At 57.4% G+C, this 22704-nt stretch carries 15 protein-coding genes; 9 read left to right on the top strand and 6 right to left on the bottom strand.

Features of this window, described 5'->3' with window-relative positions:
• Window positions 1-260: 260 nt before the first annotated feature.
• Window positions 261-692, bottom strand: coding sequence for a response regulator (locus UH5x_RS09435; protein WP_053061077.1), 432 nt, complete (start codon window positions 690-692; stop codon window positions 261-263).
• Between the two features lie 3 nt (window positions 693-695).
• Window positions 696-2030: a sensor histidine kinase gene (locus UH5x_RS09430; protein ID WP_160311404.1), complete on the bottom strand. Its 1335-nt coding sequence runs from the start codon at window positions 2028-2030 to the stop codon at window positions 696-698.
• 302 nt (window positions 2031-2332) lie between these two features.
• Here UH5x_RS09430 and UH5x_RS09425 point away from each other — a divergent pair, with 302 nt between their 5' ends.
• Window positions 2333-4357, top strand: a complete 2025-nt coding sequence (locus UH5x_RS09425) for an SH3 domain-containing protein (RefSeq protein ID WP_482635511.1) — start codon at window positions 2333-2335, stop codon at window positions 4355-4357.
• 539 nt (window positions 4358-4896) lie between these two features.
• On the opposite strand, the gene serA is transcribed toward UH5x_RS09425, so the two are convergent.
• Both serA and serC read right to left on the bottom strand, forming a co-directional pair.
• On the bottom strand, window positions 4897-6519 hold the full coding sequence (gene serA, locus UH5x_RS09420) for a phosphoglycerate dehydrogenase (RefSeq protein ID WP_047813398.1): 1623 nt from the start codon (window positions 6517-6519) through the stop codon (window positions 4897-4899).
• A gap of 49 nt (window positions 6520-6568) precedes the next feature.
• Window positions 6569-7723, bottom strand: coding sequence for a 3-phosphoserine/phosphohydroxythreonine transaminase (gene serC / locus UH5x_RS09415; RefSeq protein WP_083434814.1), 1155 nt, complete (start codon window positions 7721-7723; stop codon window positions 6569-6571).
• A 527-nt stretch (window positions 7724-8250) separates the two neighbouring features.
• Here serC and UH5x_RS09410 point away from each other — a divergent pair.
• Window positions 8251-9534, top strand: a complete 1284-nt coding sequence (locus UH5x_RS09410) for an O-antigen ligase family protein (protein WP_482635510.1) — start codon at window positions 8251-8253, stop codon at window positions 9532-9534.
• Window positions 9531-10742 carry a glycosyltransferase family 4 protein gene (locus tag UH5x_RS09405; RefSeq protein ID WP_047813395.1) on the top strand — a complete coding sequence of 404 codons (1212 nt, stop codon included), beginning with the start codon at window positions 9531-9533 and terminating at the stop codon, window positions 10740-10742. Before UH5x_RS09410 ends, UH5x_RS09405 begins: the two co-directional genes overlap by 4 nt.
• Here UH5x_RS09405 and UH5x_RS09400 read toward each other — a convergent pair.
• Entirely contained in the window at window positions 10681-11523 is an 843-nt protein-coding gene (locus UH5x_RS09400; RefSeq protein ID WP_482635509.1) for an SDR family NAD(P)-dependent oxidoreductase, read from the bottom strand. The genes UH5x_RS09405 and UH5x_RS09400 overlap by 62 nt on opposite strands.
• 223 nt (window positions 11524-11746) lie before the next feature.
• Here UH5x_RS09400 and UH5x_RS09395 point away from each other — a divergent pair, with 223 nt between their 5' ends.
• Window positions 11747-12961 (top strand): CNNM domain-containing protein, encoded by a 1215-nt coding sequence (locus UH5x_RS09395; RefSeq protein ID WP_482635508.1) that lies wholly within the window; start codon window positions 11747-11749, stop codon window positions 12959-12961.
• On the opposite strand, the gene UH5x_RS09390 is transcribed toward UH5x_RS09395, so the two are convergent.
• Window positions 12874-14604 carry a bifunctional folylpolyglutamate synthase/dihydrofolate synthase gene (locus UH5x_RS09390; protein WP_482635507.1) on the bottom strand — a complete coding sequence of 577 codons (1731 nt, stop codon included), beginning with the start codon at window positions 14602-14604 and terminating at the stop codon, window positions 12874-12876. The two genes, UH5x_RS09395 and UH5x_RS09390, sit on opposite strands and share 88 nt — an antisense overlap.
• Before the next feature lie 170 nt (window positions 14605-14774).
• Between UH5x_RS09390 and UH5x_RS09385 the strand changes: the two genes are divergently transcribed.
• From UH5x_RS09385 to queG, 5 genes are all read left to right on the top strand, one after another.
• A complete protein-coding gene (locus UH5x_RS09385; protein ID WP_047813393.1) occupies window positions 14775-15779 on the top strand; it encodes an ABC transporter ATP-binding protein in 1005 nt (334 codons plus the stop codon).
• On the top strand, window positions 15776-17665 hold the full coding sequence (locus tag UH5x_RS09380; RefSeq protein ID WP_482635506.1) for an ABC transporter permease: 1890 nt from the start codon (window positions 15776-15778) through the stop codon (window positions 17663-17665). The genes UH5x_RS09385 and UH5x_RS09380 overlap by 4 nt, the downstream gene beginning before the upstream one ends.
• Window positions 17662-19596 carry an IRE (iron responsive element) gene (locus tag UH5x_RS09375; protein ID WP_482635505.1) on the top strand — a complete coding sequence of 645 codons (1935 nt, stop codon included), beginning with the start codon at window positions 17662-17664 and terminating at the stop codon, window positions 19594-19596. Before UH5x_RS09380 ends, UH5x_RS09375 begins: the two co-directional genes overlap by 4 nt.
• Window positions 19597-19858: 262 nt before the next feature.
• On the top strand, window positions 19859-21538 hold the full coding sequence (locus tag UH5x_RS09370; RefSeq protein ID WP_236696074.1) for a cation:proton antiporter domain-containing protein: 1680 nt from the start codon (window positions 19859-19861) through the stop codon (window positions 21536-21538).
• The gene (gene queG / locus UH5x_RS09365; protein WP_482635504.1) at window positions 21535-22689 is read left to right on the top strand and encodes a tRNA epoxyqueuosine(34) reductase QueG; all 1155 of its coding nucleotides are present in this window, start codon (window positions 21535-21537) and stop codon (window positions 22687-22689) included. Before UH5x_RS09370 ends, queG begins: the two co-directional genes overlap by 4 nt.
• The last annotated feature ends 15 nt before the right edge of the window (window positions 22690-22704 follow it).

The following is a 22704-nucleotide window of genomic DNA, read 5'->3' as shown; positions in this document are numbered from 1 at the left end:
TTCGGAATCAAGTTCGGCTGTAGCGGAGCGGCGTGAGCCGCACGGTGTGTCACCGGAGGGCTCGCGCCCTTCCGCTACTTTTGAATCCCGAAGTTGTTTCCGAATGGTTCCTCAGCAGATCGACCGGAGTCTTTCGGCTTCGATCTGTTTTCATCCCGGTAGGGATTTCAGACGGTAGCCGGTGGTCGCTGCAGCGCACCACCGGAAAACGAGGGCACCCCAAACACTCCGCTTCCCGCCGTGGCCGAGGGACGTCGATTTTATGACTGACGTTCTTCGAGGCGTCCTTCTCCCAGGACCTGAACCGTGGAGGCTCGGACCGCTTCGTGAATTTGTTTGATGTGCTGGATATGATCCCCGGTGAGCGGCTTGACGAGGTAGTCCTTTACAAACGGGTACCGCATGGCTGGGTCACGGTCACGTGGATCTTCTGAGCTTGTGAGCATCGCAACGACCGGCAGGTTGCCGGGGTCCGTTTGGGAATACTCCTGCAAGAATTCGTGACCGTTCATCCGGGGCATGTTGATGTCAACCAGAATCACATCTGGTTTCGTCTCACCGTCTCGCAGGATTGCCAATGCCTCCAAGCCATCGAAGGCGGTGGTGAGATCGACGGCTTCCCCGGCGCGTTTGAAGGCCATCTGGCAGAGGTAGTGGAACGCTTCATCGTCTTCGATGAGGAGGATTCGCACTGATCAGGCTCCCAGGCTGGGGAAATGGATTGTGAATCGGGATCCGTCTGTTGTTGGACGGTAACCGACCGATCCGTCGATCGAATCGACGTTTTTAGACACCAGATACAAGCCCAGTCCGCTTCCAGATGAGACGTGCGGGTGAAAGCGTTTGAACATCCCGAAAATCTGGTCGTTGAATTTGGGATCAATTCCCAGGCCGTTGTCGCAAATCGACAATTCAAAATCATTCTTGGCGGTTATCACTTCAATCGTGATTCGGGAGGTCTGTTTGTTGATGTCTCGATATTTGACGGCATTGCTAACCAGGTTCTCGATCGATTGTTTCAGGGGCACCCGTTTGGTTTGCACTTGAAGCTGTTCATCGCAAATGACTTGAAAGTCAATCACGTCACCACCGGGCAAATCACGGCTGTGTTGCACCGCCTCTTCGATGATGGAGCGGAGGGGAACGGTCTCAACGAGAGGGTCTGTCATGCTTTGTTTGACCAGGCTAACGATATCTTGAATCGTGTGGGACAGTTTCGTCAACGAAGTTTCAGCTCGGCGCATGGCTTCCTTGGCCTCTTGCGGATCATCTTCGTCGAGCAACTTGATCGCGAGTTGCGAAAGGCAGCGTGATGACACCACTGGCGAACGAAGGTCGTGCGACATTCGGTAGGTGAACTCGATCAGTTCCGCGTTTGATTTTTCGAGGTATTCCAGGTTGTGGGTGACCAGTGCGACGGTGGGTTGGAATACGAACCAAACCAAGGCGAACAGGGTGCCCAATGAAATCAGGGTGAGGACTGCCTTGTAGGTTCCAAACGCCTGGATCCGGTTCTCTGCATCGGACTGGTGCTCCGTGACCACTTGATCCAGCAAGCCCAGCATTGGGCCATCGAAGGCGACGCGAGCCAGGTGATCCGTGACGTTTCGATTGCTCGTTGCAAGTGCTTCTTCAGCGCTGCGAAGGTAGTCTTTTATTTGGGAGTCGAGTCGACCTTCGCCCAGGTAAATCGCATTGCGTCCGGGCGAGGTCTGGACATCTTGGAGCAGGAACTCATGCGACTGCCGCATCAATTGAATCGAATCGCTCAGTTCCGTTCGGCAGCTTGCCTCAAATCGAGGGGAATCTGAAAGCAGCAGGGCGCGAGACGCCAGTGCAATGCGTTGAGACAGCATCCGTTGTCGACCGCTGACGTTGACCAGGAACGCATCTTCGTCCGCTTTCCGAATTTGTTCGGATTCGCAGATGAATGCGAGGATGATCGTCGCGAAAATGATGCCGATCGCGATGCCAAAACGCTTGATGAGAATCTGCCGCATTCTCAGGGCGTTGATTTGCTTGGTTGTCATGTTTTGCCCCAGGACGTGCTCTGCCGATCCAACCATAGCACACAAAAACACCGATCCATGGAGGGGTGTGAGGTAAGTCCTTTGGAGAGAGTCCAGGGGTGAAGAAGGCTGTATCGATTGGGGAGATCACACCGGCAAGGCAGCTGGAGGCGGCTCTGCCTGATGTCTCGCGATTGGGCTTGTCGCGAGAGGCCAAATCTCGCTATCGATCGGTGTGATGCCCTGGTTTCAGGTGCATCGCCGTCGGCAGGCTGGTCTGTGGACGGTACCTCCCGGTTTTCCGCGTCACACGCAGTGTTTTGATGAACGAACACACCGCCACCTCTCCGTCGCACGAAGGGACGCTGTCGTCTCTGGCCATGAAGCTCCTCTGGGGCGGTCTGGCTTGTCTCACGACCTTCGTCGGTTCTGCGGACGGCCAAGACACCTCTGCCAACACGGTCAACCAGCCCTACTTGGTGTTTGTGTCCGATACAGAGGCGCATCTTCGTTGTGGGCCGTCGGGCGAATACTACAAAACTGATCCTGTTCGGCACGGGCAAGAACTCGAAGTTTACGTTGAAACCAGCGACGGTTGGTTGGGCGTACGCCCGGTCGAAGAAAGCTTTTGTTGGGTCGCCGCGGATGCGGTCAAACTGAAACAAGGAAGCAACTCAAAGCAATCATCCGGGGCGGATGTGCTGGGGACGGCAACCGTCACCGAAGATAAAACGGTTGCTTGGATTGGAACCAATCTCGGACGAGCCCGCCGCTATCGATGGCAGGTTCAACTGGGCGAGGGCGAAGAGGTCACCATCGTTGGCAGCAGCCAACGCGAAGGCCCCGATGGACCGCAAACCTGGTATCGCATTGTGCCTCCTTCCGGCGAGTTTCGTTGGATTCACCAGGACCAAACGGCTGCCACGGCGGAAGCGTTGGTCGCGAGTCTGAAACGACCGGAGCCGGCCCAGCACATGTTCATTCCTGATGGCAACACCGAACCCGCACCAGCCGGGGAGCAACCGCGCATTGCCATGTCGCAATTCGAAGCGGACGTGGCCGACGAAGAGTGGGAATCGAGGACCGGCTCTCAATCTCCAACCGAAAGTCTGGAACGCTCTCACCCTCGCCGTGAATTGGCGGATCGTGTGGCTCGGTTGAGCCGCGGTGAAGAACAGGCTCATCCTGGCGCAGAAGTGGCTGCCAAGGCGGATCATCATCCTCGTAGCCTTTCAGATCGGATTGCTCGCGGCTTGGAATCACTGGTCGGTGGAGGCTCCAAAGACGTGGCTGACTTGGAACCTGTCACTCAATCGAGTCGTCGCATCCCTGATTTGGTACCGATCGAAGATCACCGGGTCGCCGGCGCAGGCTCAATGTCGCAAGCCATCGCCATGGTGGGTCATGAAGAACCAGTCCGCAGTGATGTCGTTGGCAGTGGTGTTGCTGCCAATCCGGGACCCACTGCTTCTCAATCAGCTGCAAACCTCGCTGCGTTACCATCGCTCGCTTCATCCACCCCTCCTGCCGAATCGAGCATGCGTGATTCACGAATGACGATCACGTCGCGTCCCCGGATGGTTGACGGAAACGGGGCCCTTGCAATGACCGGTGGGGGATGGGATCAAACATCGCCTTCGGGAATTCAGCAGGTCTCGGCAACGTTTCCTGCGGCGCCTCCAAAGTTACGAACCATCGCAGCGGCTCAAATCGAACAGGTCCAGCGAGATGTCGCCCAAGCCGATGTGAGCATGTTGCCAGTTCTATTTTCCAAGCTGATGGCGCGAGGAGCATCGGCACCTGAGGTCGCATTGGTAGCTGAAGCCGCTGAACGCCTGCAGTTGCATGCCTTGGCGACTCGTTGCCGCGAATATCAGGTGGTTGCTCAACGACGCGACGGAGAGACGGTCGTGCAGACGATGTCGCTTCCCACGCCGATGACACCCGTTCTCGCGATTCCTTCGCCAGTCACACCGATTTCCTCCATGGCGACCGCAGCGGCGGGAGTCAATGGTAGCCTGCCAGGTGCGGCGACGAATCCAATTCCGTCTCCGCAGCTGCCTCAAGAGATTGCAACGGTTTCCCATGAAGTGCCCCATGCGGCACCCGTTGCCTTGCCGGTTCACGAAGGAACGCTGGTGGAGGTTTACTCCGCCGATCCAAGTCGTCCCCCGTACGCCATCACGGACCGTGGCGGCCGAACGTTGGCCTATCTGACGCCAGCGCCCGGTGTCGATGTGCATTCGCACTTGGGAGCCACCATTCGAGTGACGGGCGAAAGTGGATATCTGAAGGGGATCGACACGCCTCACGTGTTGGCCACCTCCGCCGCTCGAATTGTTCGCTGAGCACACGAGTGGCAACCGAATCAAAACGAAAGCAGGCACGGTGAAAATCACCGTGCCTTGTTTCGTTTGGTCCATGACGGTTTAAACGCTCAAGCAGGTAGGCAGGAGTCGTTCGGCATTTGAAATGTCTAGGCAAACGCCGCTGCTCCCACGCAAAACCGGGCGAACGCTGGGCTGTTCAATCTTCGGTGTCGATGGCTTTTTTTGAACGTCTGTTTCTATTCCGACTTCTGTCTTTCTTCATCCCGGTAGGGATGTCAGATGGTAGCCGGGGGTTGCTGCGTAGCGGCGTACCCCCGGAAAGCGAGCTTCCTAAAAACACTCTCCATCCCGCCGTGGCCGATGGCCACGGCGGGATGGAGAGTGGCGGCGTGGGGTTTGCATGTCCGTCGGTAGCGCTATCGCTTACCGACAGCTACCATCTTGCATCCCTACCGGGATGAAAACTTGCGCAAATGAATGGACACTCCCCCCCAAACGTTCAGCAGTCCAGGCCAACGCCCAAACGGCTCACATGATTCTGCCCCCAGCATTCCTGCTTAGCTGAGCCAGCTGGGCAGTTGGCCGGCCTTGGGCATGTCGATGACTTGGCATTCCGTGATCGCGTCAATCGCGAGCAAGTCGTCGAGTGCCGCTGCGGGCACGTCGCCGTCCAGGCTGAGCACGCCAATGGCAGCACCACCGGGGGCATCGCCTTCGCGTCCGACTGCCATTTGGGCGATGTTGACGCCATGACTGCCGAACGTCATGCCGACGCGACCGATGATCCCTGGGACATCCTTGTGGACGAACACCAGCAGTTTGCCGTCCAAGAACGATTCGAGGCGGTACCCGTTGACCAGGATCAAACGCGGCATTTCGTGGCCGAGGATCGCGGCACCGGCTTGGACGGTTTTGCCGTTGCCGCTGACTTCCGCGGTGATGCTGCTGGTGAACGCGCCTTTGTCGCCAACGCGTTCGCAGGTCAGTTCGATGCCACGCTCGCGAAGCAACATTTCCGAGTTGATCACGTTGGCGTCTTCGACCACACGTTCGAGCAATCCAGCGCAGAATGCATTGTTGAGAACTCGCGTGTCTTTGCTGGAGACTTCGCCGCGGAACGTCAGGCGAGCGTGGTCGATGCCACCGCCGTGCAGTTGGCTGAGGAACAATCCCAAGCGGTGAGCCACGTTGAGGTGACCACGAAGCTCGGCCAATGTCTTGGGGTCCAGCGAAGCCACGTTGACGCTGTGGCGGATCTCACCGGTGCGGAGATAGTTCAGCAGCAGGTGAATGCCTTCCACGGCAACTTGCGTCTGGGCTTCTTCGGTGCTGGCACCCAAGTGTGGTGTGCAGACGACGCCGGGCATTCCGAACAGCGGGCTGTCTGTGCAGGGTTCGTTTTCGTAGACGTCGAGCGCGACCCCACCGAGCTGGCCCGATTTCAAGCCTTCGACCATTGCTTCGGCATCGTAGATGCCACCGCGAGCGACGTTGATGATTCGCAGGCCCGGTTTGACCTTTTCAAGTTGCTCCATGCCGATCAGGCCGCGAGTTTCGGGCGTCAGCGGCGTGTGGACGGTCAAGTAATCGATTTGCGGAAGCATTTCGTCGACCGTTCCGACGCGGCGAACCTTCAACGATTCGGCTTGGTCGTCCGTCAGGAAGGGATCGAAAGCGACCACGTCCATGTCAAACGATTGAGCACGCGAGGCAACTTCGCGACCGATGCGGCCCATGCCGACGATGCCCAGGGTTTTGCCGGCGACCTGAGTGCCCATGAATTTCTTGCGGTCCCAACGGCCTTCGACCAGGCTTTGGTTGGCCGCGGCAATGTTGCGGCTCATGGCGAGCAGCATGGCGAAGGTGTGTTCGGCGGTGCTGACGGTGTTGCCGGCGGGCGTGTTCATCACCACGATTCCGCGCCGCGTCGCGGCTGGTTTATCGATGTTGTCGGTTCCGACGCCAGCGCGAACCAAGGCTCGCAGACGCGTGTTGCCTTCCAGTGATTCCGGTGTGATGGTCACGCCACTGCGAAGGATTGCCGCATCGAACTCGTTGAGCGACTGGCGAAGTTCTTCGCCTTTGAGTTTGGTGCGAACTTCGTATTCGATGCCCTCGGTGGCTTCGAGCAAGTCGATGCCTTCTTGGGCGATATCATCCAGAACGAGAATGCGATGCATGGTGGGGATTGAGATTGAAGGTTGGGGATGGATGGTTCAGGGAGGCTGACTAGCTATTCTTGCTGGCGAAGTCGTTCATGAACGAAGCCAATGTGTTGACTCCTTCACGAGGCATCGCGTTGTAGATGCTTGCTCGGATACCGCCGACGCTGCGGTGGCCTTTGAGTGCGGCGAGTTTGTGCTCCGCCGCTTCCGCGATGAATTTCGCGGTCAGTTCGTCGCTGGGCAAGTTGAACGTCACGTTCATCAAGCTGCGGCAATTGGGTTGTGCGTGGCCACGGTAGAAGCCATTGCTGGAATCGATCGTCGAGTAGAGATGCTGTGATTTTTCACGGTTGATGGATTCCATTTTTTCCAGGCCGCCCATGTCATCACGCAGCCAACGAGCGACTTTGCCGAGCACGTAGATCGCGAAGGTCGGCGGGGTGTTCCATTCCGAGTCGTTGTCGTGATGGTTCTTGAAGTGCAGGTAGCCGGGGATGTTGGGGTCGGCTCGGTCGAGCAAGTCCTTGCGCATGATCACGACAGACACGCCGGCAGGTCCTGCGTTTTTCTGAGCACAGGCGTACAGCAAACCGTATTTTTCAATCGGCAGTGGGCGACAAAGAAAATCGCTGGAGGCGTCGCTGACCAAGGGCACCGAGTCGGGGCAGTTTGGTTCGGTAGGGAACTGAACGCCTTGAATCGTTTCGTTGCTGCAGTAGTACAGGTAGGCCGCGTCGTCGGGGCACACCAATTCGGACGCCGAGGGCACGTGGTCGTAATTCGATTCCGCCGCGTCGAAGAGAACATCAACGTCGCCTTCTTTCTTGGCTTCCTTGATCGCTTTTTTGCCCCAGGAGCCCGTCAGGGCGTACTGGGCTCGTTTGCCACTGCCGCGAAGCAAGTTGGCAGGGATCGCTGAGAACTGCAGCGAGGCTCCCCCTTGCATGAACATCACCGAGTAGTCGTCGCTGACGTTCAACAATTCACGGATCGTCGATTCTGCATCATGCAGCACATCGACGAACAGCTTGTCGCGGTGGCTGATTTCCATGATCGACGCGCCCGCGCCGGGGTAACACAGCATCTCATCCTGAATTTCCCGCAGCACCGATTCGGGCATGGTGGCCGGACCCGCCGAAAAATTGAACACCCGTTCGGGGTTGCTGGCGGAAGATTGGCGGGTGGGAGTGGTTTGCACACCTTGGGCTGATGCAGTCATTCGAGGCGGCTCGGTTGCATAGGGGTGATGGGGAGGAGGTTCCGGGGCAAAACGCCTGTTTTCGGAACAAGTTTTGGCGGATTCTAAACTTCGGTGCCCAGATGCGGAAGCCAACCCGAAAGCTCGATGGCGGCGGAATTGGCGGGGAGCGACTCCGTCGCTGGCTGCGTCTCGCAAGAACACTGGGGATCTGGCCATGCATTGCCAGGTGAGATGCCAGTCTGGACTCAATCGGGTGGGGACTTCGGCAGCAACTCAGAGATTCCCTCTGGGGAGGCGGGGGAGCCTTGGCTGATGGTCCGCTGGAGGGTTCTGCCAGCAGTCGGGGCTGGCAAAACAGAAGAAAAAGGCGGCGGAAAATGTTTGGGCCGACGAACTTCCAAACACGCCTGCGAAACGAACCCGACGCCAATTATGCTGGGGGCACCTTTGATTTGTGATCTCCGCTGATGTTAGTGAGCTAAATTCTCGTCACCATGCTGCAACTCACTCAGCAAATTCGATCGGCATGGAGGAACAGTTCGTATTTGTCCCTCACGTCTTGGTTGGTGGTCGCTCTGTCGACCTTCTTCGGGCCGCTTGACATTGGTTCGGATGCGACGGCCATGACGGTCGGTCTGGACATCCGGGTTGCCTGCAAGTTGGTGGTGGCAGGGGCGGCTTTTCTGGTGGGGGCGTATGGTCTGCTGACTTCTGCGAACGTTCGGCAAACCTTGACGACGATGCCTCCCGTCGTTGTGTTGGCCATTTTGATGCTGGTTGGATTGGCAACGCCGATCGCGATCAGCGGTTCGTCGCTGCCTGCTGCGTTGATCAACGTCGCCTACGTCGTGTTCTTGGTCGTCGCGCTGTTCGCCATTGGTTTGCGTGGGGTCGTCACCGCAGTCTTGGTCGGTGTGACCGCGACAATGGGGCTGGCATTGTTTTTGTACGTGTTTGTGCCCAAGTACGGGATGTTTCCCGAGTTGTTGGCCGATGGTTTGGTGGTCAATCGAATGTCGGGGACGGCGCATCCCAATGCGGTGGGACGAGCGATGGTGCTTGGCGTGATTGCAACGCTGTACCTGTTTCGCAGTGGCACGTTGCGATTGAACGTTGCCCTTCCCGTGGCGGCCTGCTTTGCGCTGTCGGCCTACTTGGCCTGGAGTCGCACCGCGTTGTTAGCGGGGGCTTTTGGAGTCAGCATCTTGTTCTTGGACCATTTGCGAGGTCGCGTGGGAGTTTCTGCCATCGCGTTGATCGCGTTGCTTGGCGTGGTCGGGATGACCTTTCTCTACGCAACCGGGCGGGAGGATCAGTTCGTCGGGAAGGTGTTGGAAAAGGTGTCCAAGTCAGGGGATGCGGAGGAGATCACCAGTGGAACCGGACGTTCCGAAATTTGGACAAAAGCAATCGGTTTGATTTGGGAGCGTCCGATCGTTGGGCACGGTTTCAATGCCGCGCCGATCTTGATGTTGGAGTACTCGCAGGCCACGCACAACGCGGTGCTCCATGCTTCTTTGGCGGGTGGATTGATCGCTGGGGCATTGATGGCTGGGTTGTTGTTTTGGAACGTCTGCCTCGTGTTTGTGGGAGAGCACTTGTTGATCCGCGCGTTTTCGGCGTTCACCATTCTGTCGTGCATGACCGAGGACACGGTGTTGGAAATTTTCCCCGGTCCATGCACCCTTGTTTGGATGACGTGCATTTTCTATCCGGTGTTGGTCGATGCTCGGCAGTTGGATGCGGCGGAAGCCGAGCGTTCGCAACGGGACGCTGCTGAAACATCAACCGATTATGCAGGAAGCCCTGGGGTTTGGGGGGCATCATGAAGCGAGCTTCCACTGCGACGGTCGTCAATCTACGCAACTTTTTCGCGCCTGATTCAGTTGCCATTGCTCAAGCCTGGGATCAGCGCGTCGGGCAATTGATTGTCCTGATCTCCGTTGCCATGGAAGGCAATCGAACGTGGAAGCCAGATGATGGCGGGCTTGATGTTCGGCAGCAGAAAACGTGGACTCGGACTCGAGTGGATCATCACCCGGATGGTTATTCTGATGTCAACTACGTTCACTTTCCGCTCGACACTTTGCGGCAGTTGAAGCGAGCGAAGGCCGATGTCGTGGTGTCGACCGAATTGGGTGTGAGATCCATGATGTCAGCGTTTCACTGCGCTCGATCGGGATGGTTTGGGTTGCGGGAACGCCGGTGCCAGTTGGTCATTGCAGTGAGCACCTCGCCCTGGATCGAAGCCAGTCGGTCCGGATGGTTGCGGCGAATCCAGCGACGATTGCTGCTGTCGCAGGCCGACCGGGTGACCCATCACGGTCCCGAGTGCAAGCAGTGGCTGATCGATTTAGGAGTTCCGGAAAGACGATTGGCACCGTTTGATTACTCGGCCGACCCCACCAAAATTTATACGGGGGAGTTGATCCGTCAGTCGAAGGATCGAGTTCGTGTGTTGACGGTCGGTCAGTTGATCGACCGAAAAGGTGTTCGCGAAGCTCTGACGACCATGATGGAAGTCACCCGGCGATCGCCGGAACTGATTGTCGACTGGACCCTCATTGGGGGCGGTCCGTTGCTGGAGCAGTTGCGTGCGATTCCAACCCCGTCGAACTTGACGGTTGATTGGCGAGGCAATTGCGACGCCCAGCAAATTCGCGACGCGTACCGCGATCATGAAATCATGTTCTTTCCGACACGCGGCGATGAATGGGGGTTGGTGGTCGACGAAGCCTTGCACAGCGGGTTGGTCGTGATCGGAAACGATCGGGCGCAAGCGGTCGTGACGCTGATTCGCAACCGTCAGGAGCGTCCTGAGCAAAACGGTTGGGTGGTCGAGATTGATCAAGCGGACTCGTTGAGCGACGCGCTGAATGCGTTCTCAAGAATGGGCTCCGACGAGCGACTGGAAATGCGGTTGCAGGCGCGACGTTCGGTCGCGGATCGAACCCCGGAGGCCTCGGCGGATCAGATCACAAATCTGATTGATCAGATGTTGGTGGAGCGTCGTAACGGCGATTCCAGCCACCGTTGACGTTGATGTTTTGCCCGGTGACAAAGTTGTTTTCGGGGGCGACCAGGTAAGCAACCGATTCGGCGATGTCCTGCGGTCTGCCCCAGCGATGCATCAGCGATTGATGTTTCGCTCGGTCGTCCCAGTAGCCGGACGTGGTTTCGCCCCAGGCTGTTTGGGTCCAGCCCGGTGAGACCGTGTTGACTCGCACGTGGGGAGCCAAGGTTTGCGCGAGTGAAGCGGAGAACGCCATCACCGCCGCTTTGACGGGCCCAAACATCATGCCAGCCTCGCCTTCCATTCCCAGCGGAGCTTGGTCCCATCCGATGAAGATCATCGAGGGAACGACGCCATCGTCAGTCGCTCGCGCGATGGATTGTTGTTGCAGCTGACCGCCAACCAGGCGAGAGAGTGCGATGGTGCCTTGAAGATCGACGGCCAACAGGTGTTGAAGCTTCGCGTCGAACGACCAATTGGCTGCCTCGCCCGTGAGGACATCCAAGCCGGCGTTGTTGACCCAAGTTTGCACGCTGCCAAGTCTCTCAAAAGCTTCCTTGGACAATCGGTGCACGTCACCTGAGTCAGCCAGATCCGCGGCGATGATGTCGGCGTCTAGGCCTCGTGATCGAATGGCATCGGCGGTGGTTTCTGCGCCTTCACGATTGCGGCAGTAGTGAACCAGGATCCGCGAATGCCTCTGTGCGGCCCGCTCGGATTCCGCCAATCGGATCGCGATCGCCCGGCCGATCCCGCTGGAGGCACCGGTGACGACGATGCCGGGTGGAATCGGTTGGGCAGCCATGGCGAACTCGGCGAAAGGTGAGGGGAGGCAAAAACCAGGTGGAAGAGTGCTCGGAAGCTTAACAATCCCGACGGACCAAGAAACCGGACCAAGCCGCGACGTGGTTCTTGGGGGAGGTTGAACCGTGATCGAATTGAACGCTCAGGTGGGCGGTTACGAGACTGCCTTGTGCTGTATGATGGCAACCCCGAGGCCCGTCTCCTTCTCATTGAATTCGCTGTTCATGCTTCTGTTGATCTACCTCGTTTCGGCGATTGGCTTTTCTTTCTACTGCAGCGTTGCCGAGGCCGTGTTGCTATCGATCACGCCGTCGTTCATTGCAACGCTGGACAAGACCAAGCCGATTGCTGCGAAACGACTGAGCCGATTGAAAGCCAACATCGATCGGCCCTTGGCCGCGATTTTGAGTTTGAACACGATCGCTCATACAATCGGGGCTGCCGGTGTGGGTGCGGAAGCATCGAAGTTGTACGGCGACACGGTGTACGGCGGTCATGCGGTCGGCATTGCCAGTGCTCTGATGACGCTGCTGATTTTGGTCTTCAGTGAGATCATCCCCAAGACCATTGGCGCGTTGCATTGGCGTGCGCTCGGCCCGTTCGTGGCGGCCTCGGTTGGCTACCTGATCGTTCTGCTTTACCCGTTGGTTTGGTTGAGTGAGCAGTTGACCAAGTTGTTGTCGGGCGGCAAAGGTCATCACACGCTCACCCGTGACGAATTGTCTGCGATGGCGGAAATTGGTGCTCAGCAGGGCGTGTTGGATGATCACGAATCGCGAGTGTTTCAGTCCTTGATGCGACTGCCCGATTTGACGGCAGAAGACATCATGACCCCACGCGTGGTCATCATCGCTTTTCCTGAAACGATGACGGTGGGCGAATTGTTAAGCAAAACGCTGGCCGAACAATCAGGCGAACCCGAGGCGGTCGGCGATGGGGCCTCCGACCCCAGTGCCCCGCCTCAAAGTGATGAGGTCGTGGATCTGCCGGTCTCGCGAATTCCAATTTACGATCAGCAGTTGGATCGGATCACAGGATTTGTGTTGAAAGTCGATTTGTTGCTCGCCCACACGCGAGGTCAATCGAATCGAACGCTGAAAGAATTTTCGCGTCCCGTCGCGGTGGTGCGGCACAACCGTCCGTTGCCAAAGTTGCTGGAAATCTTGCTCGAAGGTCGCCATCACTTGGCGATGGTCAGCGATTCGTACGGCAGCATTGTTGGATTGGTGACGCTGGAAGACTTGGTGGAAACGCTGCTCGGACTGGAAATCGTGGACGAGTCGGACAGGCAAGTTGATTTGCAGCAGTACGCTCGCAAACGATGGGAAGAGCGTGCTGCTCGAATCGGAATTCAGCCGCTCGATGAGCCGCTCGATGGAGGTGAAACGCGAGTCGAATCCAACGAGGAATCTTCCGATTCGGGTGACTCCACCAGCTGATCGCGTTGTTGGACCAGCCAGGGACGAAGCTCTGCGGCCAAGAAGAACGAGCCGCAGATGACTAGAACTTCATGGGCGGCAAGGGAGCCAACCGCGTGCTGGATCGCTGTGATGGGCGTCGCGGATTGCGTGATCTGTTCCGGGATCAGCCCCGCCAGGATTGCCGCTTGGTGCAGATCAGCGACGGGCACGAAGCGAGGGTTGCCTTCGTATCGAGTCAGCGTCCAGCAATCGAAGTGAGGCTGCATCCGCTGGAACATTGCCAGCACGTTTTTGTCGGCGCTGGTGCCAAACAAGCAATGTTTTCGACGGTCATGCATGCGCTGGTTCAAAACGTTCAGCATCGCTTCGATCGAGTCCGCGTTGTGAGCCGTGTCGAGCAGCACGATCCGGTCGCCAGGCAATTGGAATCGTTCCAAACGAGCTTCGATCTGTAGCGAGGCGAGGCATTCGTGAATGCGTTGCTCGGGAAGAAGTTTGGGCGTGATCTCGGGCAATGAATTCACCAACGCCAACGCGATGGCGGCGTTTTGAACTTGGTGGGCTCCTTCGAGTTTCAGTTCGATCTTGGTTTCCGCGGGCATCCAATCACTGAGCCCTCGAATTCGGAAGCGGCTGCCCCAGTTTGGATTGGTTTCCGCATCCGTTTCAATTTGGATCTCCGACCCCAAGTGACTCAGCGGAGCGCCGACTTGCTCGGCCGTTCGAACGATCACATCTCGCACCGGACCGGGGGGGACGCCGTTGATGGCCGGTATACCCGGTTTGAAAATGCCGGCTTTTTCTGCCGCGATCAACTCCACGGTTTTGCCCAGCACGTGTTGGTGGTCCAGCCCGATGCTGGTGATCGCGGTGGCGTGACTTTGGAAGACGTTGGTGCTGTCCAGGCGTCCGCCCAAGCCCGTTTCCAGAACCCAGACGTCACATTGGTGTCGATGGAAGTGTTCGATCGCCATCGCGGTGGTCAGCTCGAAAAACGAGGGGCCACCGATGGGAGCCGCCGCCATCGCTTCGACGATCGGACGCATGGAATCGATCAACCCGATCATCTCCTCGGGGGTGGCGATTTCACCGTCGACTCGGAATCGTTCTTCCAGGTGCACCAAGTGGGGAGAGGTGTACAGGCCGACTCGATAACCTGCCGCGTGCAGTAGAGCGGCGACCATGGTGGCCGCGCTTCCTTTGCCCTTGGTTCCCGCCAAATGCACGATTTGGACTTGGTTTTGGGGACCTTCGTCCGTGTTTCGCCCAGCATTGGATTGGCCACCTTGCGCATCCGAATGCCCAGCATTCGAGCGGGTGATGGTGGAGGTTGGAACTGACGGGGAGAACCGATTGGCGGGGGTGGTGTCTCCGCTGGAGGGGGTGTGTTCGCCTTCTTCCCTAGGATCGACGGTGAGGTGTTGACCGTGGCCCAGTCGCCGGATCAGATCTCGCATCCGTTCCAAGGTGAAACGGTAGCGTGAACCGGGGGCTGCCAGTTTTTCGTAATCAATTCGGTCGACCAACCAGCCGAGGGCTGTTTGGTAGGCGTCGCTGTCTCGCGAGATCACGGTCGATCCATTTTCGGTGTTTGAATCATCGTGATCGTGGGAGGTGGTCAGAGACGCCGGGAGAGGGATTGCCCGCGTGGCATCGAGCATGCGGGAATCGAACAGTCGCAGTGATAAAAATAGAAACCCTGGCTGACAACCCCGAACCGTCTGGGAGGATACCTCGTAGCGTAGGGGACTTCTCGGTAGGCTCGGAATTTTGACGAGTCTCTTTCATTCATTTTATTCGTCTTTTCTCTCTGAGTCGGGATCCTTCATCCGTGAGTACCGAACCCAACGCGGCAGTGGCAGACGCGCCGCAGACCGCGACACCGGATTCTGCCGACGCCTCCAGCTCGATCGTCATCGAAACCCGCAACCTGAGCAAGATTTACCGCGACTTCTGGGGCCGGAAAAAGGTTCACGCGTTGAAGTCCTTGGACATCGAAGTCCGTCCGGGAGAAATCTTTGGCTTGTTGGGGCCCAACGGAAGCGGCAAATCCACCACCATCAAACTGATCCTGGGGTTGCTTTTTCCGACCAGCGGGCGAGTTCTGGTGTTCGATCAAGACGCCAGCGAAACCCGCAAGAACGAGCGGATCGGGTATTTGCCCGAAGAATCGTACCTGTACAAATTTCTGACGGCAGAAGAAACACTCGACTTCTATGGTCGGCTGTTTGACCTGTCCGCCTCGGAACGACGCGATCGAGTTTCGCAGCTGATCGAAATGGTTGGTTTGCAGGGTGCCAAGCACCGCCAGCTGAAGGAATACAGCAAGGGGATGACCCGCCGGGTCGGTTTGGCTCAGGCGTTGATCAACGACCCCGATCTGATTTTGTTGGACGAACCAACCACTGGATTGGACCCGATCGGTACTCGCGAGATGAAGGATTTGATCCTTGGCCTCCGCGATCAAGGCAAAACGGTCTTGCTGTGCAGCCACCAATTGGCGGACGTGCAAGATGTTTGCGACCGGGTTGCGATCTTGCACCAAGGCGAACTGAAAGAGTTGGGGCGAGTCAGCGATCTGTTGAAGGTTCAAGACGTGACCGAAGTTCACGCGACCGGGTTGTCCGAGGCGGCCAAAACCGAGATCGCAGATGTCATCGCTCGTCACGGCGGAACGGTCAAGTCGATCGACAACCCAACGGCCACGATGGAAGACTTGTTCCTGAACATCGTCCGTGAGAGCGAAGCTCGTCCAGGTGCTCGCCGATTCTCCCAGGGTTCCGACGCGGCTCCCGCCAATGATGGCAGCGGTGACAGCGACGGAGGACAGGCATGAACCTACAACCGGAAGATTTCTGGTCGTATTCGCAGTGGTTCTTTCGCGACGGTGCTTTCTTGGAAAGTGCGGCGCTCAAGGGAATCGTCCTGTTTGCTCTGGCTATCGTGTTAGGGCTGATCGCAGGCTATGTGATTTCGTCGTCTCGTTACGGTTCGGGGGAAGGCTTCTTTGCCGTCGCTCGTGCGGTTCGCGACTTCTTCAAATTCGACCTGCCGGGAACCAGCTTGCGACGCATCTTCGCACTGGCAAGGCTTTCGTTCAAAGAAGCACTCCGGCGAAAAGTTCTCTACATCGTCGGTTTGTTTGTGGTCTTGTTGCTGCTGGCAGGTTGGTACCTGAACCCGCAGAGCGATGACCCTGCTCGACTCTATGTCAGCTTTGTGTTGACAGCCACGAACTACTTGGTGTTGGCGCTCGCGTTGTTCATCAGTGCGTTCTCGCTGCCCGAGGACATCAAAAACAAAACGATCTACACGATCGTGACCAAACCCGTGCGAGTCACGGAACTCATCGCGGGTCGAATGCTGGGGTTCATCGGCGTCGGCACGATGATCTTGGTTCCGATGGGCTTGCTCAGCTATGTCTTTGTGGTTCGAGGGTTGGATCACTCGCACCAAGAAGTTGTCGAGGTTCGTGAGCTCCCCAGTGGCGGATACGAGGGTGAAACCGATTTTGTCCAGTTCCACTCGCACACCTTCGAATTGAATGAGGCTGGTGAAGGTCTGACAAACATTGTTCGTGGGCACCGTCACGTGGTGCGTCGCAATGAAGACGGAACATTCCAGATCGGTCCTCCCCAGGGAGCGTTGCGAGCCCGGATCCCATCGTATGGTTCGATCCGATTTCGGGATCGTTCCGGGAACCTGCAAGAAGAAGGCATCGACGTCGGCAACGAACGTTTGGCCGGTGGTTACAGCAGCACTGGGATCGCACGTCTGATCGGTGTCGCCAAGGGATCTCGCAAGATTGAACACGGCTATGTCGAAGGTGGGTCGCTGGGAACCGCTGAGTTCACGTTTGAAAACGTGACGCAGAGTCGGTATCCCGACGGCATTCCGGTGGACCTCTCGCTGCGTGCCTATCGTTCTTACAAGGGTGATATCGAAACCGGAATTCGCGGTTCGGTCACCATGAAGCACCCTGATAAAGCCATCGAGAGCAACCCGATTGCTTTCATCGTGGATGAATACGAAGTGGACGAAAAGATTCTGCCACTTGAAACGGAAGGCACCGACGGCAGCGAAACTCGCATGCTGAATGTGTTCGAAGACTTGGTCAACGAAGACGGTCAAATCATGATCATCGTTCGCTGCCTGGATCGTGCTCAGTACTTGGGCGTGACCAAGAGCGGTGTTTACTTGCACCCCGCTGACAACACCTTCGGTTGGAACCTCACCAAAGCCTACGGCTCGATTTGGTTGCAGATGACGATGGTGATCGCGTTTGGCGTGATGTTCAGTACGTTTTTGACTGGGCCGGTCGCCATGATCGCCACCTTCGTCTGTGTTTTGCTGGGTTTCTCAGCGGAACAGGTGTTCGACACTCGGCACTACATCGACAGTGGCATTGAACGGGGAGGCGGGCCGATCGAATCGATGGTTCGTCTGCTTCGACAAGATGCGATGACGACCCAGTTGGACGTCGACACGGTCGCGGCAAAGGTGATCAAGACGGTCGATGCAGCCATTGTTTATGGCCTGGATGCGATCGCCACGGCACTTCCCAACCTTCCCAAAATGGTCGAGACGGCAGAGTACGCCGCTTCGGGCTTTGATATTTTCGGTGCGTTGCTCGCGCGGCACGCCACGGCAACGTTCGGGTACGTCCTGCTTGCCTTTATCGTCAGTTATTTCATCCTGAAATCGCGTGAGATCGCGGCATGAATCGCACAACAGTTCTGCGACGTAAATTGGTCTATCTGATGATCCTTGTGGTCATGCTGATTCCCTTGTACCTGTTGGGGCAACCCAGTGGTGGTGGAGGGGAAGGTGGCGGCCGCTTGGCCCAGTTGCGAGGCAAGTATGACATTGCCGAGAGCGATCTCGGTGAAATCAGCCCTGCCAGTGAAACGATGAAGCTCGCTTCGTTGGGACTTCGTGGGGTGGCGGCATCGCTGCTCTGGAAGAAGTCGCACGATTACCGGGTGATGCACGAGTGGGATCGTTTGAAAGCGACCCTCAACAACATTGCTTTGTTGCAACCTCACTTTGATAAGGTCTGGGAATTTCAGGCTCACAACTTGGCGTACAACGTTTCCACCGAGTTCGACGATTATCGTCAACGCTACGAAATGGTCCGAGAAGGCACTGAATTCCTGACCAAGGGTGTGAACCAAAACCGAAAAGCACCTCGCTTGGTTTGGTACACCGGTTGGTTCTATGGCCAAAAGATGGGGATGTCGGACGAGAAGGAGCAGTTTCGGCGTTTGTTCTCGGAAGATGAACAGCTTCATGAGGAACTGTTGAAAGAAGACATCGCCGTCGACAGTCCCGAGGCTCGTGGGCCGACGAATAAGCCGGACAACTGGTTGGTTGGCCGGTTGTGGCTGAACCGTGGTTATGACCTGGTTGAATCCGGCGTTCAGATTCGTCGTCAGACACCGCTGAACTTCTACGAGACCGGTCCGAAGTGGCGTCTGAAACACGCCGAAGCCATTGAGTCGGAAGGTATTTTGGACGAACGTGCCCAGAACGCTTGGCAATTGGCCTCCGCCGATTGGAAGGCCTTTGGCAATCGTTCCGTGCCCACCACCGCGGCGTTCACGATCAAATTGGGTCAGTTGGACGAGTTGATTCGTCAACAGGCCGACAAGATCGAGACGCTGGAAGAAGTCGCGGGTGACGCGTATTTGGCCGCTCGGACCAAAGCGATTGAAAAGCTGGGGCCTGTTCAACGAGACGCCCTGTCGACTCCTGAGGAGAAGCGGACGAAATCGCAGCAGTCGATCGCTGAGAAGGCCGAGGATTCGATCAGTGTCAACTACGACGAGGTCGCTCGTGCAACTCAACAGTCCAAGCAATTGGCAGCTCTGCAGTTGGTCGAAGACATCAAGGATCTGGATGAGCGAATCCTGAAGACCGAAGGCTATCGCAAGCAGATCAACTATCCCTACTGGGACACGTTGGCTCTGGCCGAACAAGAGGAACGAACCGTTCGAGCTCGGCGATTGATCTACGAGGCTGAAAAGGCCAACGCGGATGCGGAACTCGAAAAGGCAATTGGCTTGTACGAAGAAGCCTTCGAGGTTTGGGCCGAGATCTTCGATGACTATCCGATCCTCGTGATTGATGACACGGCTCAGGATTTGTACGAATCCCTGCGTCGTTATCGCATCGCGATTGACTCGGACGAAATGCCCGATGACTTCCCTCTGAAGGCCTTCGTGGAATTGATGGGTGAGTACGGGCAGGTCGACCAAGACATGTACGAACAAGTCCGTCAGACTCAGAAGGATTTGGCCGCCAAACGACAGGCTGAACTGGAAGAAGAGGAGCGGCGACTCGAAGAAGCGGCTGCCGCAGAGGAAGCCGCCAAAGAGAAGGCTGCCGAAGAAGCTGCAATGGAGGATGAGTCGGCAGACGTGGCAGACGACGAAAAGAAAGCGGAAGCCGAAGAGTCCGCTGAGCCGGAAAAAGCTGATTCAGAAGAGGCGGCCGAGGTCGCCGATTCCGAAACGGATCCAGCCGAAAAAGCGGAGATGAAGGAAGAGGCAACCGAGACCGAGTCGGAAGCATCTGACCCGCAAGTTTCCGGCGAAGAAGAGGCTCCTGCTGAAGATGGGGCGTCGGATCCACCGGCTGAATCCGGCGTGTGAACGACCGAGGTTTCTGAGACTGAAATTTGACGAAGCCCGTCGTGTCCGAGTGGATGCGGCGGGCTTCTCAAATTGAGCTGCAAGGTTCTATGTCGTTGAGAGCAAGATCTAGCTAAACTGCGGGCCTGCTTGCCGGTTTTGGCAGACTTACGTCTCGGCCCTTCGCTCGCTAGTTGCCATGATCGACTCCTTCGGAACCCTTTTGATAGGCGCTGCAGACGCTGGCGCGATAGCGAGTGACGCGCACTCGGGTCCGGTCGAAATGATGCACATCGCAACGACGTTGGGGCTGTTGTTGACCGCCAGTTTGCTGGCTGGTCTGGCCAGCGAGATCTTGCGTCTGCCCAAGGTCACCGCGTACCTGATCGCTGGGCTGTTGCTTGGCCCCAGTTTTGGCAATTTGATTCCGCACGAGCATCATTTGGTGCTGGAGCCACTGACAAAGCTCGCCATGGCTTTGGTGCTGTTCTACCTTGGCACCTTGTTCCCGTTCGACCAGATTCGAAAGATTGCTCGGCGGGCGATTCCACTCTCGTTTGGCGAGTTGGCGTTCACGGTTGTTCTCGTCACGGTGGGCACCTATCTACTGGGCATGTCGGCCGCCCAGGCCGCGCTGTTGGGCACGCTGGCGATTGCGACCGCACCCGCCACGACGATGTTTGTGCTGCGAGAAACCAATGCGGAGGGGCCGGTTACCAGTTTGACGGGAACCTTGGTGACCTTGAACAATCTCGTCGCTGTGATCGCGTTCGAGTTGGTCTGGCTCGCAATCGAAGTGGCTGGAGGCGACGCATCAGGATCGCTCAGTGAAACGGTGTTCTTGCTGGTCCGTTCGCTCGGTGGCGCCTTTCTGCTGGGGCTGCTCGGTGGCCTGGTGATCAGCTACGCGTGCGAAATCATGCACACCCGGCGATGGTTGGTGTTGCTGGTTGGGGCTTCCGCCTTGATGCTGGGGCTGAGTGAGACCTGGGAACTGCCATACATGTTGGTGTTCCTGGTCGTTGGCTTGGTGGTCGTCAATTCATCGAGCGGGACGCAGAAAATCACAGCGCAAATGGATTCCATCGGCGGGCTGCTGACGGTGGTGTTCTTCTCGGTTCATGGCAGCGAGCTCGATCTCAATTTGCTGCTGGATGTTGGCATGATCGGCGCCGGTTACGTCGTGTTGCGAAGCGTTGGCAAGGTCGCCGGCATTTGGTTCATGGCTTCGAGAACGGGAGCTTCTCCCGAAGTGAAGACGTGGTTGGGACCAGCTATGTTGGCGCAGGCTGGCGTCGCGATTTCTTTGGCCGCGACAGCAACCGCACGCAATCCAGAAATGGCCGGGCAAGTCCAGACGATCATCTTGGGGACGGTGGTGGTCTTCGAAATTCTTGGGCCGTTGCTCACCCGTGCGGCGGTGTTGCGAAGTGGTGAAATGCCGATCGCGAATTCGATTCACCATACGTTTGGCACGCCGCTGGGCGCGCTGCGGAATGTGTTCACGCGGTTGGCGGGGTCCGCCGGGTTGCTGAATAAAAAGCAGGCGTTGTCCGAACGCATGCGAGTCGAACAAGTGATGCGCCGCAGCGTCGAAGGGATTGCCGAGAGCGCCGATTTCAACGAAGTCGTTCATTTCGTGGAACACTCCCATGACAACACGTTTCCTGTCCTCAACGAAGATCGCTGCGTGGTGGGATTGATTCGATTCGATCTGCTCAACCAGGCTTTCTTTGATCCTCATTCCGACCACCTGGTTCGTGCGGGCGATTTGTCGACGCCACCGGAGGTCCTGCTGCACCCGGCCCAGCCCGTGCGTGATGCGGTGGAACTGTTTCGCCAAACAACGGATGACTGTGTGCCAGTGGTCACCGATGAACCGCCTCATCGTTTGGTTGCCACTGTCCGCCGCAGCGATTTGACTTCCCTTCTGATTCGCGATCGAAAAGCCGGTTTGTCGTGAGAGAGACGGTCGAGCAGATTCGCGAGGCTGCTCTGTCGGAAGGTTTCGCTGGAATGGGGATCGCACCCGCCGTGACGAGCCAAGGGTTCCACCAGTTGGTGCAATGGATCGAGGCTGGCTATGCGGGAACGATGGATTACCTGGAACGTCGACTGGATGCCTACCGTCATCCAAGCGGGGTGCTGGAAGGCGCGAAGTCGATCATCGTTCTGGCCATGAACTACGACGCGTCTGATCGCGAACCCATCCCTGATGCCGACGTCGGGGATGATTTGGCATTCGGCAAAACGGCTCGCTACACGTGGTCGGGAATCGACTATCACGATGTGATTCATCCCAAGTTGAAACGAATTGTTCGTCTGATTCGCGAGCAAATCCCAGAGGCAAACGCTCGGGGAATTGTGGACACGGCACCGCTGATGGAGCGAGAGGTCGCGGTGCTGGCGGGATTGGGGTGGCGAGGAAAGAACACGTTGTTGCTGAACAAACAGTTGGGCAGCTACTTTTTCCTGGCCTGTGTCCTGGTGGATGTGGAGCTACCAATCGACCAGAGGCACGAGTCGAGTCACTGTGGAACGTGCACTGCCTGCTTGGACGCGTGTCCCACGGATGCCTTCCCTCGTCCTGGTGTGCTGGATGCGTCCAAGTGCATCAGCTATTTGACGATCGAAAGCTCCGAGTTGCCCGAGCGGCACCTGCGAGCCGGCATCGGGGATTGGGCGTTTGGGTGCGACGTTTGTCAGGAGGTTTGCCCCTGGAATCGCCGGCCTGCGCGAGCGCAACACGATCTGTCTGGTCTGCGAGGCCATCGCGAATCGGAGAGCGATTCCAATCATCGGGAGGGGTGGTTGGAGCTGACCGCGCTGTTCACGATGACCGACGATGAGTTCCGTCGGCGATATCGACGAACCCCGTTTTGGCGATCCCGGCGTCGAGGGATGTTGCGAAATGCAATCCTTGTTTTGGGGAACCAAAAGCGTCGTGACGCGATCGAACTGTTGTTCATCACGATGGGCGATTCCGACGCTGAACTGCGAGCGATTGCGGTTTGGGCCATCTGTCAGATGCAAGACGGCGCCGCGCTGGAACGTTTGATGGCATACCGTCAATCGGAGATCGACCCGCGAGTGCTGGCTGAATTTCCCCACTGATTTTGCGGTGGGGTC

The sequence above is a fragment of the Rhodopirellula sp. UH5 genome (assembly GCF_056839225.1).
This window is presented reverse-complemented; position numbering and strand designations above follow the sequence as displayed.